The following is a 13,826-nucleotide window of genomic DNA, read 5'->3' on the forward strand; positions in this document are numbered from 1 at the left end:
GTCGGGTGCGCTGTACGTCGAGCCGGCACCGGCGTCGCCGGGCCTCGGCCCTGGCTCGGGGCGGTGGCGTCAGTTCGCGGCGGAGGCGTTGATGCCCTTGCTCTTGAGGTCGGAGAGGGTCCACGACTGGAGGTGGGTGAGCATGTCCTTGACGGTCATCTCCTTCTTGATGACCTTGCCCCAGTCCTTCTGCATCTCCGCGAACATGTCGGCGTAGTCGGGGCCGTACTGCCACTGGTCGCCCACCCGGGACGCGGCGGTGGTGATGATCTGGGCGCTGTCGGACTTCCCGTTGAACATCTCGGTCGGGATGATCTTGTCGACGTACGGGGTGACGTCCTTGAGTGCCGGGAACAGGCCGGACTTGGACGCGGGGTCGGTCAGCGTGGTGATCGACTCCTTGCTGCTGCTCAGCCAGGCCGCGAACTGGGCGGCGCGGTCCGGGTACTTGCAGCCCTTCAGCACGGCGGTGGTGTCGAAGAAGCTGGAGGTGCGGGGCGTCGCGGTGTCGAACAGCGGGGCGTCGGCGAGCTGCCACTTGCCCTTGGACTTGGGGAAGTTGGTGTTGTAGATCGGCAACTGCCAGGTGGAGGTGGTCATCAGGATGGTCTTGCCGAGGTCCCAGGTCTTGAATACGCCCGGGTCGGCGTAGGAGGCGTTGGACGCCAGGTTGTGGTCGATGAGCTGCTGGACCACGTCACCGGCCTTGAGCGCCTCGGGGGTCGTGAAGCCGATCTTCCACTGGTCGCCGTCCACCTTGTACCAGGACGCGCCTGCCTGCCAGGACAGGTCCACCAGGGTGCTGGGGTCCTCGCCGGCCATGTTGAAGATCTTGATGTTCTTGTTCTTCTTCTGGATCGCGATGCCGTCCGCGATCAACTCGTCCCAGGTGGCCGGGGCCTTGGCGATCCCGTACTTCTGGAACAGGTCCGCGCGGTACGCGGTGAACAGCGGGGACGACCCCATCGGGATGCCGTACGTGGTGCCGCCCGGGCTGACCGCGTTCCACGCGGCGGTCGTGTACGCGCTCTTGTACTGGGCGGCGGTCTTGCCGATGTCGGTGAGCAGGCCGTCGGCGGCGAAGGTGGCCAGGTCCTGTCCGTCCATCTTGGACAGACACGGTGCGGTGCCCGCCTTCACCGCGGCCCGCAGCTTCTGGTACACGGTGTCGCCGGCCTCCTGCGAGAACTCCACCTGGGTGTCGGGGTGGGTCTTGTTCCAGGTCTTGACCTGGGCCTCGATGCCCTCGGTCCAGCTCCAGAACTGGAGCTTGACCTTGCCCTTGGTACTCGGCTGGGCCCCGGCGTTGGTGTCGCTGCCGCTGGAGCAGGCGGCGAGAACAAGACAGAGGGAAGCTGCCGCGGCCGACGAGGCGAGGGTTCTGGCACGAAACGTGGTCATCGGTCCTCCACAGGGGACAGAACGGCGCGTGCGGTGTGGGGGCCGGCCGGCGCGGTGGTCAGCGAGGCAGGGGGCAGGACGCCCTTCCTGTGAACGGCAAGTAACCGTTTGCTGGGTGGACCGTAAGTCGCACATGGCCAGATCCACAAGAGGCGAGGCCGGATTGTTTCGTCGAACTTTCAAACGAGTTACCTCACGTGTGCCCTGATCTGCGTCGACGTGGCTCCGGGCGACTCGGAGGCCGACATTCGGTACGTTGCCGAGACCTCTGTCGCAGCCATTGACCTGTGGCCGGATTCGTCTCTAGCGTGGAATACGTTTACTAGAGCCGATCACTCTCCGCCTCGAAGCAGGAGCCCCATGCCCAACCCACAACTGCCCTCGGCCGTGTTCGCGATGAACCCGGTGCACCTGCCCGAGCTGCTTCCGTCCCACCTGATGGCACGGCTGAGGGAACTGGCCCGCATCGACTCCACGCTCGTCGTCCAGGACTTCACCGACCCGGCCGCGCAGGCCGCACTGGCCGAGGCCGAGGTACTGATCACCGGATGGGGCTGCCCCCACATCGGCGCCGAGGCGCTGGCCGCCGCACCCCGGCTGCGCACCGTGCTGCACGCGGCGGGCAGCGTGCGCAGCCTCGTCGGGGAAGAGGTGTGGCAACGCGGACTCACCGTCTCCAGCGCGGTACGGGCCAACGCGCTGCCGGTGGCCGAGTACACCCTCGCCGCGATTCTGCTCGCCGGCAAGGACGCGTTCGGCCTGCGCGAACGCTTCCGGGACGAGCGCGTCTACCCGGCCCCCACCGACTACGCGGACATCGGCAACCTCGGCCGACGCGTCGGCGTCATCGGCGCTTCGCGGGTCGGCCGCCGGGTGCTCGAACTCCTGCGCCCCTTCGACCTCTCGGCCGCACTCCACGACCCCTACGTGGACGACACCGAGGCGGCAGCGCTGGGCGCCGTACCCATGTCCCTGGAGGAGCTGCTGCGCACCAGCGACATCGTCAGCCTGCACGCTCCCGACATCCCGCAGACCTACCGGATGCTCGACCGCGACCGGCTGGCACTGATCAGGGACGGCGGCGTACTGATCAACACCTCGCGCGGCGCCCTCATCGATCCCGAGGCACTCACCGACGAACTGGTCGGCGGGAGGATCAGCGCCGTCCTCGACGTCACCGAACCCGAGCCCCTGCCCGCCGACTCCCCGCTCTACCGACTGCCCAACGTGTTCCTCACCCCGCACATCGCCGGATCGCTCGGCAACGAACTGGAACGACTCGGCCGTACCGTCGTCGACGAGCTCGCGCGCCTGGCCTCCGGCCTCGAACTCGCCCACGAGGTCCGCCGGGCGGATCTGGTGATCAGCGCCTGAGGTATACCGGGACCTATACCGGGACCTGCTCCAACTCCCTTCCCCATCGCGGGAGTCGGCCCCTCGGCGAACGTGAGTTCACCGAGGGGCCACAGGCGTGTTCGCGCGGGGCGGGACTCAGGCCGACACGTCCGAGTCGGGGCCGAAGGACAGCAGGACCGCAGACTGCTCGGCGGGGAGGCCGACCCGCAGACTCCCCTCTCGGCCGTTCCAGTCGTACGTCGACTGAGCCCCCGCTTCGAACATGACACGCGGTCGACTGTCGGCGTCGGCCCACGGCAGGCGCACGGTCACGGTCTCGGGTGCGCCTTCCCGGCGCCACAGAGCGAGCAGTGTCCTGCCACCCTCTCCGGCGGTGTCCTCCGTGGTCAGCGCCAGGGCGAGCCAGCCGTCACGCCAGCCGGGCAGACCCAGAGGCCAGTGCGGGCGGGTATGGGGCAGGAGGTGACGGTAGCTCTTGTACGTGGTCAACGCCTCACGTACCAGGGCCATTTGCTCCGGTTCCAGGAGGTCGGGACGGCCGCTGAGGTGGATGCGGCCGAGCATTGCCGAGACCATCACCATGCCGAGTTCGGCATCACTGTGTTCCGGCAGCGGGTACGCCCAGATCGCGCCTTGCTCCGGGGGCACGGCGGTGGGCGCCGCGGCGGCTATGGCCGGCAGCAGCCGGAAGTCCTGCTGGTCGGTCACGGAGTGGATCGGCAGCCGGGACAGTACGGCCTGGTCGGTACGGCTGCCCCCGGCCGCGCAGCTCTCCAGTACCAGGGTGGGATGCCGGTCGACGACGCCGTCGAGCCAGTCCAGGTAGGCGCGGTTGTGGCCGAGCAGGCCGTCACCGGGGCTGTCGGTACCCGACGGCCCGTCGGTGCCCGCGCCGATGTCGATGTTGTAGTCGAGCTTGAGGTAGCCGACGCCGTAGTCGCGCACCAGTCGGTCCACGACCGCGTCGAGATGTGCCCGCGCCGCCGGATGCCGCAGGTCGAGCTGGTGGCGCCCCCATTCCACCAGGCGGACGCCGTCCCGCCGGAAGAAGGCCTCGTCGGGCAGGGTGGAGGCGACCGGGCTGCGTACGCCGACGACTTCGGGTTCGAGCCACAGCCCGGGGACCATGCCTGCGTCGCGGATGTGGTCCAGGACCTCGTTCAGCCCGCCGGGGAAGCGCGGGGCGGACTCCGTCCACTCGCCGACCGAGTCCCACCAGCCGGGTACGCCGCCGGGACCTACGGCACCGGGCGGCTCGGCGTCGTACCAGCCGGCGTCTATGCAGAAGTACTCGGCGCCCGCTGCCGCCGCCGCGTCCACCAGAGGGAGCAGGGCCTTGGTGCTCGGCTCGCCCATCAAGCTGTTCATGAAGTCGTTGAAGACGACCGGCAGGCCCTGGTGGTCGGGGTGCGGACGCCGGGTGGCCCGGCGGTACCGGGTCATGGCGGCGAGCGCGGCCTCCAGGCCGCCCGCGGGGACGAAGGCGACCGAGGCGGGCACGGTACGGAAGGACTCGCCGGGGCCAAGAACGCGCCGCCACTGATGTTCGCGGTCGGTCGGCCCGGACAGGGCCAGGTACACGTCGTCGAAGCGATCGGCGACCTCGGCGTGCCAGGACCCGTTGTGCTCGATCTGCCACAGCAGGGCGCGACCGGTCCGCGTCTCCTCAAGGCACCCCATGGGCAGATGCTCGGAGGAGGACCAGGACCCGGTGCTGGTCACGGCGATCCGGTTCTTGGAGCCGGTCTGACCGAAGGGCACCATGCCCACGTCGTGGAGACCGCGTTCGGACAGAGTCGCTCTCGACCAGCGGAATTCACCGCTCCACGGATTGGCCGCCAGCCACAGGGCGACACCGTCCTCCCAGGGGTCGCCGTCCCCGAGGTGCCGGGCGAGGTTGGAGTACACGAAGGAGGAGACGTACTCCAAGGTGACCGGGCGCTCGCCGACGTTCTCCAGGCGAGCCTCTGTGCGGAGAACCGGTATGCCCTCCCACAGTGCGCAGACGGCGGTGACCCGCAGGCCGGTGGTCTCGTCGGCCATCCGCACCCGCAGAGTCCGTACGTCCCCGCCGCTGTGCCGCTCGTGGACCTCTTCGTGACCGGCGTACCGCAGGGCGAGCGACGCGGCGCCGTCCACATGGCGCTTGCCCGAGGTGCCGAGACGCCCGCTGCCCGCGGTCTGGATCTCGACCAGCGGAAGGGCGCGGTGCGTGAGCAGGGTGCACAGGTCGGTTTCGCGCGCTGGGTCGGGCAGCGTGGTCGCGTCGCCCGCTGCCAGGACTCTGACGGGACCGGCAGTGTCGAGGGACAGGAGCAGGGACAACTCGTCGGTTCCCCAGCGCAGGTGGGTGACGGACACGGTGGCGACTCCGGAGATGGCGGCGGTAAACGATTACTGTCCGGAGACGCTAGTTCGTGCACCAGCTGATCACAAGAGGCGTCACATGCAGTAACGTCGAGCCGTGACGGACAACGGAAGCAGTGCTCCAACGGGCTCAGAATCCAAGCAGCCCCGCAGGCGCCGACGTGGCAATGGTCCCAGTGACGGGCCAAGCACAATTCGTGATGTCGCCGTGAAGGCAGGCGTTTCGGTAGCAACCGTTTCCCGAGCGCTCGCCGGAAACTACCCAGTCTCAGAAGCCACCCGGGCCCGGGTCATGGCCGCGGTCGAGTCCCTGCACTACGTGGTGAACGTCCACGCCAAAGCCCTCTCCGGCGGCGTCGCGGGCCCCATCGCGATGGTTCTCCAGGACATCACCGGCCCCTCCCTGGCCCATGTCGCCGCGGGAGTGGAGCAGGAGGCGGCAGCGCGCGGCAGGCTCAGCCTGGTCTGCGTCACCCACAACGACCGGGCCCGCGAGGACGACCTGGTGCAGCTCATGCGCGAGCAGCATGCCGCCGCTGTGGTCCTCGTCGGCGGAGCGGTGATGGACGACGACTATCACCAGCGCATGGCGGAGTACGCGAGGGTATTGGACGCGGCCGGCTCGCGGCTGGTGCTGTGCGGACGACCGCCACTGACGTCCAGCTCGCCGGTGACGGTGGTGGACTACGACAACCGGGGTGGCGCCTTCCAAGCCGTCGACCATCTCCTCGGCATGGGACACCGGCGCGTCCTGTTCCTGGGCGGCGATCCCCTCATGAGCAGCGCCGAACAGCGCCGGACCGGATACCTCCAGGCTCTCCGGGCGCACGGCGTGCCCTACGCCGAGGAACTGGACGTCTCCGGGTCGTACACGCGGGTCTCCGGCTACCAGCGAACCCGGGCCGCTCTGGCGGAAGGGGTGGATTTCACAGCGATCTTCGCCGGCACCGACATGGTGGCCGTGGGCGCTTTGGCCGCGCTTCGTGAGGCTGGTCTGGACGTGCCCCGCGACGTGTCCCTGGTCGGATTCGACGACGTGCCCTTCGCCACCGACCTGATGCCCGCGCTCACCACAATTCGGGTGCCCTATGAGGAACTTGGACGCACCGCGGTGCGCCTGGCGCTGGAGCGGGATCCGTCTCTCGCCGACGACCACGTGGTGCTGAGCACGCAATTGGTGATCCGACAGTCGGTTCGACCGCCGAGGTGAATGTCGGTGTGCGTGCCTATCGAAATCCCAACTGGGCGTGAGAACCAGCCCGGTTCAAGCCCAGGCTTCGGCTACGAGCCGACGGCTGTCGTCGATGATCCGGCGGGCGCGTTCTTGCGGTGAGATGCCTGCTTGCTTGAGGCGTCGGAGCGGGACTTCGGCGCTGATGGGCACGTCTCGCGGGACGGCGGTTCTTTCAACCAAGTGGCCTTCCTGGTCCGGGTGCTGAAGGTTTCGGTGCACCGGCCGGGAGCCGGTCTTCGTGCGCAGGTGCCTGAACCCCCGTCGGACGCGGGCGGGGGTGAGTCTGTTCGGCTCGGTCGGGTTTTCCCACGGCCTGCGGAGGTCGATGGCCAGTGGCCGGGCGAGCCGGAGCTGGCCGTAGGTGGCGATCACCAGCCAGGTCCACTGCGGCTGCGAGGGAGGGGACCTGGGAGAGCGGCGTGAATTCCAGGAGGATGTCCACCTGGGCGGTTCGTGCGATCCGGCAGAATTCGCCCAGTAGGTCCGCCACCGCTGTGGGGTTGTGCTCCGCGTCCGGATCGGGCTCGTATGCGCAGGTGTTGGCGAACGGGGCGCGCATGTCCTGGAGTACGTCGAGTTGGCGCTTGAGGCCGTCCAGGTCGCTTCCGGCCCTGAGGATGAATCCGTCGGCCATGGCCACGGGGATGTTCAGTGTGTCCAGCCGGGACACGGTGTCGCGCAGCATCTTCGTGTCGTGGACCTCGGGGTGATTGACGCTCAGGCAGACGCTGTCGGCGCCACCGGCAGCGGCGACTGCCACGAAGACGGACAGCGGTTCTTCCCGGAAACTCAAGTGCTCAAGGCCGACAGGTGGGCGAAGCCGCCTGCTCTCGCCGACGTGGTTCATGGTCACATCCAATACGGGGGCCGTCCGGAACCGATCATTCGCTCACTTGACGAAATAAGAGTGCACTGATTGTTCTTGGTGCTGGTGTGCGGGTCAGGCGCCGAGCATCTGCAAGCCGCCGTTCACGGCGATCAGTTGGCCCGTCATGAACCGCGCTCCGGTGCCGGCCAGGAACACCATCACCGGCCCGAGATCGGCCTCCCACAGCCGATCGGCACCCGGCGTCCGTACTGCAACGGCCGCGTCTTCGGCAGCTGCCTGGTCGATGGGGAGATCGGACAGGTCCGTACCGTGCTGCCCGGCTGCTGTTACCAGTACGGCAAGGCTCACGACAGGGCGTGCCCTCCGTCATGAGCCAGCTCTTCCTCCTCAACCGCAGCCCCCGCAGCAGAGACCTCACCACCGCGTTCTTCGACCGCGTCCGGCGCGAGGACCTCCTGACAGACGGGGGTACGAGGGTTCTGTTCGCGGTGCAGCGGGCTGTTGCCATGCTCGGCCACTGCGAGGCGCCCGCCTCGCGCTTCGGGGCTGAGTGTGCCGGCCTCGCCCAGGTTCCACTGGTATGGGGTGAGTGGGTGGAACGGTGGACGGCCACGACGACCATGACGCACCGGTCTCGTCTCCACAGCCGGGCCGCGCTCTTGAAAGCCGGCCGATGGGTTGCGGATCAGCACCCGGAGGTCGCTGATCCCGCGGTATGGACGCGGCAGACGTGCGCGGCCTGGATCGCGGTCGTCGACCGCATGAAGATCGGCGACTACGTCGTGCGCACCAGCAGCTTCCAGGAGCACCTCGGCCAGCCGCTGCAAGCCGAATCGAAGGCCGGCCTCGTGCGTGGCGTACGAGTCTTCTTCCGGGACATCCAGGACTGGGATTGGCTGCCGCGCCAGTTCGACCCCCAGCGCGCCCTCGCCCTGCCGCGCAGTATCAACGCACTCATCGGCCCACGGCCGCGTGTGATCGCCGATGAGGCCTGGGCGAAGCTGCTGTGGGCCGGGCTGGACTTGGAGGCCAGCGATGTCTCACGCGGCGAAGGCGGTGCCGTCTATCCCGTAGAAACTGATCCCCGTCGTCACACTGACCTGGCTCTTCTCCGGTCAGCGCAGCAACGAGATCGCGCGCTTGCGCCTGGGATGCGTCCGCTGGCAGCACGACGGGGCCCAGTCGCCGGCAACTCGGCGCAGATCCTCGCCCGGGACGCCGTCTGCCTCCTGGACGTGCCCGCTCACAAGACCGGCACGGCGTTCACGAAGCCCGTCGACCCCCTGCTCGGGCAGACCATCAACGCCTGGGAAGCCCTGCGTCCCAGGCAGCCCAGGCGCACCGACAGGCGGACCGGAGAGCAGGTCGACTTCCTGTTCTCCTACCGCGCCCGCTCCACCATCGCCAGCCAGCCCTACAAGGCGAAAGAGCCCATGACCGTGTTCGAGCTCCAGGCGTGGCTCGGAATACTTCGCCCGCAACGTACGCACCATCGAGGTCCCGTCGACCGCGAGGCTGTTGCCTCCGGCGCTGCTGCGGCAGGGAAACCGTGGCAGCACTACGACCTGGGACACGGCTACTGCACGTACACGTTCTTCGAGCAGTGCCCCCACCGTATGGCCTGCGCCCGCTGCGACTTCTGCACTCCCAAGGAGTCCAGCAAGGCCCAGCTTCCGGAGGCGAAGGACAACCTCCAGCGCATACGGGCCACAATCCCGTTGACCGACGAGGAAGAAGCCGCCGTCGCGGACGGTCGGGCCGCGCTCAACCGGCTTCTCGAAAATCTCGCGGACGTCCCCACACCATCCGGTCCCACCCCGCGGCAGTTGCTGCCGACCATCATCATCGAGAAGCCGTCGAGGTCTCGTCCGGTCCGATCTGACCGGACGAGACCTCACTCTCGGGGTCGTTCCGAGCAGAAGCTACGGGAGATCGGTCATCGCGTCCCCGATGACAGCCGCCGCGGCTTCGGCCTCAGGCGCGGATGCGTGGATGTCTTCCGGCTCCGCCACTGAGGAGGTGAGTGCCCGGTGCTGGAGTCGTGCCTGCACGTCCTTGCGGAACTGCACCATGGAGAAGTTCGGGTCGTCCTTGCGCTTGGTCCATTCGCTGTGGCCGATGACGCTCTTCGCGGTCCACCCGTAGTGGCGGCAGATCGCGGCCGCCCACCGCACCGCAGCCTGGTACTGGGCGGGCGGGAACGCTTCCCCGTTGCCCCGGTTGGAGATCTCCAGGCCGTAGAAGTGGGTGTTGCCGTCGACCGTGTCCTTGACCGGGCGGGACGGGCGGTCGCCGTAGCTCTCGCGGACGACCTCGCGGTAGACCTCGGCGTCTCCGGCACCGGCGTGGTTGGCCCGGCCGTTGCCGATCATGGTGACGATGCCGTCCTTCGCGAGGTACGACTGGCACAGCGGGCCGGGGAGCCCTGCGCGTCCGGTCCAGACGACGTTGAGGTCGGAGGGCGGGTTGCCTCCCGTGTGGTGGATCAGGACACCGTTCATGGGCCCCCAGTGATGCTGCGTGTCGACGGGGCGGTGGTGGCCGCGCCATCCGGGGTGCTCGGTGATACGGAGCCCCTCGGCGCGCAGCGCCGCAAGCATCTGGTCGGCGGTCATGGGAGTGGTGTTGGACATGTGTGTTCTCGCTTCCTGTTCTGGTCCTGGAGCGCGGCGACTTGTACGGCACTGAGGCGTCCGGAATGGACCCGCCGCGCGATCGGCCGTCGCCGTCGCCGTCCCGGGCTTGGGTGGCGCGGTCGGCCGGTGCTCTGATGCTTCGACAGCCGGGGCAGGTCGCGGAACCGGTTGTCTGTTGTCGGGTCCTGCTGGTCCGGACAACACCCATCGACCTGCGGATATCGCCAACCGTGTTTGTTCTGACACTGAGAGTCGCGATAGGTTCTGGGAGTGTTCGTCCGGAGCGCAGCAACTGCTCCGTAGCGTGTGAGAGGACGAGGGCCGCGGTGGGGATCGAGTACGGCGAGGGGGCATCCGGTGCCGGGGAGCCCGGTGACAAGACCTTCGGCACGGAACTGCGCCGACATCGGGGCCTGGCGGGGCTCTCGCTCACCCAGCTCGCGGCGCTGATCCACTACAGCCGGGGCCACATCAGCCGGGTGGAGAACGGGGAGAAGCGCCCCAGCGAGGAGTTCGCCCGGGCGTGCGATCAGGTGCTGCGCGCCGAGGGTGAGCTGCTGGTACTCGCCGCCGGGCCCGGGCCCGGGCAGTGTCCTTATCCGGGGCTGGTGTCCTTCCGTACGGAGGACGCCCGGTGGTTCTTCGGCCGGGACCGGTCCCTGTCCGAGCTGCTGAGCCTGCTGGGAGATTCGGCGGCCGCGGGCCATCCGCTGATGGTGGTCGGCGCGTCGGGGGTGGGGAAGACCTCGCTGCTGCGGGCCGGCCTGGCTCCCGCTGTGCCCCGTGGCGTGCTGCCGGCCCGTCATCCCGGCACTCCTGAGGCGCTCTGCTTCTCTCCCACCTCGCATCCCCTGGCCGAGCTGCGCCAGCACGACGCCGTACGGCCGCTGGACAGCTACGCTCTGGTCATCGTCGACCAGTTCGAAGAGGTGTTCGCGCTGTGCGCCGATGCCGACGAGCGCATGTCGTTCATCGACGAGGTGTGCCGGCTGGCGGGCGGGGGCCTGCCGGTGGTCGTCGGCATACGGGCTGACTTCTACGGCCATGCCCTGGGTCACCCCCGCCTGCTCACCGCGCTACGGGCCAGGTCCATGCCGCTGGGCCCGATGACCCCGGGCGAACTGCGAACGGCGATCACCGAACCCGCTGCGGCGGCAGGACTGGCGCTGGAGCCCGGACTCACCGAGATCCTTCTGCGTGACCTCGGTGCAGGCACGGCCGACGGCGACCCCGCTCGCCACGCCGGTGCGCTGCCGCTGCTCTCCCACACCCTGCGCGCAACCTGGCAGCACCGCAGCGACGGTGTACTCACCGTGGGCGGTTATGAGCGCACGGGCGGCATCCGCGGTGCTGTCGCCGCGACGGCCGAAAGGGCATACGGGCAGCTCACTGAAGGCGAGCAGCTGATCGCCCGGCGGGTGCTGCTGAGCCTGGTACGGGTTGGTGACGGGACGGAGGACACGCGCCGCCGGGCCGAGCGCCGAAGTCTTGCCCCTGCGAGTGATCCCTCAGCCGTGGCGGTGGTGGAGATGTTCACCTCGGCCCGGCTGCTGACCGCCGACACCGAGCACGTCGAGATCAGCCACGAGGCGCTGCTGCGGGCCTGGCCAAGGCTGCGCGAGTGGATCGACAAGGACCGTGTCGTGCTGTGCACCCGTCAGCAGCTCACGGACGCCGCCGAACGGTGGGCCGACAGCGGCCGCGAGCCTGGACTGCTGTACCGGGGTACGGCGTTGCTCCTCGCGGAGGAGGCCGGAGCGGGGGCGAGCGGGCCTGCCTCGGAGTTCCTGGCTGCTGCCCGGATCCAGGAGAATCGGCACATCCAGACGCAGGCCCGGTTCGTCCGGCGGCTGCGGCATGCCGTCGCCGCGCTCGCCGTGCTCCTGGTCCTGGCCGTCACCGGCGGTTTCGTGGCGGCGCAGCAACGGAGCGTCGCCGACAGCCGTACCCGCCAAGCCTGGTCCCAGCGGGCGGCTGCCCGCGCCGATCAGCTGCGCGATACGGATCCCGCGATCGCCGCGCAGGTGGCAGTCGCATCCCGACAGCTCGCGGACACCCCTGAAGCCCGAAGTGCCGTCCTCAGTTCCGGCGGCACGCCGATCGCCACACGGCTTCCGGCCTTCGCCGCGACCGTCACCGGTCTCGCGGTCGGCGGCAACGACACGATCCTGGTGACCGCCGATGCCGCCGACGGTCTGCGCCTGTGGGACCTGACGTCAGGGTATGCCCCAGCCGAGACCCTCAAGGTCACCCCATCCTCTCCCATCACGGCCCTCGCCTTCAGCGGGCACACTCTGGTGACCGCCCACAGGGACGGAGGCGTCCGGAGATGGCAGGTCTCCGACGCCCGCACCTTGGGCCCGCCGACCGAGGTCTACCGGCACCCTGACGCTCGTTGGGTGGCGGTTTCAGCAGACGGCCGTACCGTCGCCTCCGCCGACGGGGGCGGGCGGATCCGGGTGCACCGGCCGACCGGCGTTTCCCCGATTCCGCTGTCGGTCGGATCTCGTCCGGCGGGAGTAGCCCTGTCCGGCGCGGGCGACGTGCTTGCCTCGGGTGACGCAAGCGGGCCGCACGCCTGGCATCTGGGCTCCGTGCGGCCCGAGCCGATGAAGCTGGAGGGCAGCTTCGAGGCCAAGAGCGTGGCGGTGCGCCGGGACGGGCAGGAGATGGCGTTCGGCGGCGACGACCACAACGTATGGCTGTGGACCGGGCCCGGGCCACCCTCCAAGACACTGCACCAGCACCGGGAGGACGTGTCAGCCATCGCCTACACGCCCGGCGGCACGCTGGTGACCGGATCGGTCGATCGTGACGTACTGGTGTGGCGGGACCGGCAGCCTGCCGAGACACTGCGGCACCCCGACACCGTGGTGGACGTCCGCGCGGCCGACCGATTCGTCGTGACGCGGGCCGCCGACAACATCGTACGGATCTGGCGGCTGCCCTCCCCTGTGGTCGAGGCCGACCAGGGCAACCTCCAGGCCGTGGCCTACCGGCCCGACGGGAAACTCCTCGCCACGGCCGGATGGAACGGCACGGTCGGGCTGTGGCGAACGGACGACCCCCGTCACCCGCGTTTGGTCACACGACTCAAAACGGGCGGCGAGGTGGTGTTCACGCTGGCGATCGCCGATGAGGGCAGGCTGCTGGCCACCGGCGACAAGCGGGGACAGCTCACTCTGTGGAACATCAGCAATCCAGAAAGAGCAAGACACCTCGCCACCGTCACCGCCGTCGAGAACGGAGCCGTCAGCACGGTCACGCTCTCTCCTGACGGCCGGATGGCGGTGACGGGCGGCCAGGACAAAGTGGCCAGGCTCTGGAACCTTGAAAAACCGGGCAAACCATTTCAGACCACTCATTGCGACCATGCGGAATCCGTATGGGCGACGGCACTCACACGCGACGGCAGGCTCCTGGCCACCGGCGGCGTCGACCGGACCGTTCGCCTGTGGGACACCACCGACCCCACCCACACACCCGTGCTGCTGCACCAGCCCGGCGACGTACACGCCAGCACCATCTCAGGCATCGCGTTCTCCCCGGACAGGCGACTGCTCGCCATCGGCGGCTACGACAGCACCATCCAACTGTGGGACGTGTCCCACCCACGAAACCCACACCTGCGAAGCACGCTGGTTGGCCATCTCAGCCGGATCTACGACGTGGCATTCAGCCCTCACGGCAACCTCCTCGGATCAGTCAGCGCCGACCGGACCGCCCGTCTGTGGGACGTCTCCAGCCCCCGCTCACCGCAGCCGGTGGCCACACTCAGCGGACACCAGGCCGGAGTGGAGGGACTGGCGTTCCATCCCACGCTGCCCTTGCTGTCCACCGTGGGAGACGACGGGACCATCCGGTCCTGGGACACCCGGCCGAAGCCAACCGCCGCCACCCTGTGCGAACGGGCCGGGGCGGTACTCACCGCCCCGGAATGGGACCGGCTCCTGCCCGGACTCCCTTATCACCGTCCCTGCCCAGGGACAGGCAGTCCGTGAAC

Annotated in this window: 8 protein-coding genes and 1 pseudogene; 4 read left to right on the top strand and 5 right to left on the bottom strand. The window is 68.9% G+C overall.

Features of this window, described 5'->3' with window-relative positions; genetic code table 11:
- Nucleotides 1-69: 69 nt before the first annotated feature.
- A complete protein-coding gene (locus tag ACWIHT_RS41490; protein WP_456173763.1) occupies nucleotides 70-1,401 on the bottom strand; it encodes an ABC transporter substrate-binding protein in 1,332 nt (443 codons plus the stop codon).
- A 360-nt stretch (nucleotides 1,402-1,761) separates the two neighbouring features.
- Here ACWIHT_RS41490 and ACWIHT_RS41495 point away from each other — a divergent pair, with 360 nt between their 5' ends.
- Nucleotides 1,762-2,775 carry a hydroxyacid dehydrogenase gene (locus ACWIHT_RS41495; RefSeq protein WP_456173764.1) on the top strand — a complete coding sequence of 338 codons (1,014 nt, stop codon included), beginning with the start codon at nucleotides 1,762-1,764 and terminating at the stop codon, nucleotides 2,773-2,775.
- Nucleotides 2,776-2,892: 117 nt separating this feature from the next.
- Here the strand turns inward: ACWIHT_RS41495 and ACWIHT_RS41500 are convergent, their stop codons facing one another.
- On the bottom strand, nucleotides 2,893-5,118 hold the full coding sequence (locus ACWIHT_RS41500; protein WP_456173765.1) for an alpha-galactosidase: 2,226 nt from the start codon (nucleotides 5,116-5,118) through the stop codon (nucleotides 2,893-2,895).
- Nucleotides 5,119-5,221: 103 nt separating this feature from the next.
- On the opposite strand from ACWIHT_RS41500, the gene ACWIHT_RS41505 reads away from it, so the two are divergent.
- Nucleotides 5,222-6,334, top strand: coding sequence for a LacI family DNA-binding transcriptional regulator (locus ACWIHT_RS41505; RefSeq protein ID WP_456173766.1), 1,113 nt, complete (start codon nucleotides 5,222-5,224; stop codon nucleotides 6,332-6,334).
- Between the two features lie 16 nt (nucleotides 6,335-6,350).
- Here ACWIHT_RS41505 and ACWIHT_RS41510 read toward each other — a convergent pair.
- Nucleotides 6,351-6,745, bottom strand: a pseudogene (locus ACWIHT_RS41510) (hypothetical protein); the annotation flags it as partial.
- A 553-nt stretch (nucleotides 6,746-7,298) separates the two neighbouring features.
- Nucleotides 7,299-7,535, bottom strand: a complete 237-nt coding sequence (locus tag ACWIHT_RS41515; RefSeq protein WP_456173767.1) for a hypothetical protein — start codon at nucleotides 7,533-7,535, stop codon at nucleotides 7,299-7,301.
- Between the two features lie 20 nt (nucleotides 7,536-7,555).
- On the opposite strand from ACWIHT_RS41515, the gene ACWIHT_RS41520 reads away from it, so the two are divergent.
- Nucleotides 7,556-9,202 (top strand): tyrosine-type recombinase/integrase, encoded by a 1,647-nt coding sequence (locus ACWIHT_RS41520; RefSeq protein ID WP_456173768.1) that lies wholly within the window; start codon nucleotides 7,556-7,558, stop codon nucleotides 9,200-9,202.
- Here ACWIHT_RS41520 and ACWIHT_RS41525 read toward each other — a convergent pair.
- Nucleotides 9,110-9,820: a peptidoglycan recognition protein family protein gene (locus ACWIHT_RS41525; RefSeq protein WP_456173769.1), complete on the bottom strand. Its 711-nt coding sequence runs from the start codon at nucleotides 9,818-9,820 to the stop codon at nucleotides 9,110-9,112. The genes ACWIHT_RS41520 and ACWIHT_RS41525 overlap by 93 nt on opposite strands.
- 329 nt (nucleotides 9,821-10,149) lie before the next feature.
- On the opposite strand from ACWIHT_RS41525, the gene ACWIHT_RS41530 reads away from it, so the two are divergent.
- Nucleotides 10,150-13,824, top strand: a complete 3,675-nt coding sequence (locus ACWIHT_RS41530; RefSeq protein WP_456173770.1) for an nSTAND1 domain-containing NTPase — start codon at nucleotides 10,150-10,152, stop codon at nucleotides 13,822-13,824.
- Nucleotides 13,825-13,826 lie beyond the last annotated feature (2 nt).

The sequence above is a fragment of the Streptomyces sp. NPDC002276 genome (assembly GCF_053891435.1).

What these genes read in the sequence shown, in the direction of transcription:
- ACWIHT_RS41525 (WP_456173769.1), bottom strand. Translation starts at nt 9,820, where the DNA reads ATGTCCAACACCACTCCCATGACCGCCGACCAGATGCTTGCGGCGCTG.
- ACWIHT_RS41490 (WP_456173763.1), bottom strand. Translation starts at nt 1,401, where the DNA reads ATGACCACGTTTCGTGCCAGAACCCTCGCCTCGTCGGCCGCGGCAGCT.
- ACWIHT_RS41520 (WP_456173768.1), top strand. Translation starts at nt 7,556, where the DNA reads ATGAGCCAGCTCTTCCTCCTCAACCGCAGCCCCCGCAGCAGAGACCTC.
- ACWIHT_RS41495 (WP_456173764.1), top strand. Translation starts at nt 1,762, where the DNA reads ATGCCCAACCCACAACTGCCCTCGGCCGTGTTCGCGATGAACCCGGTG.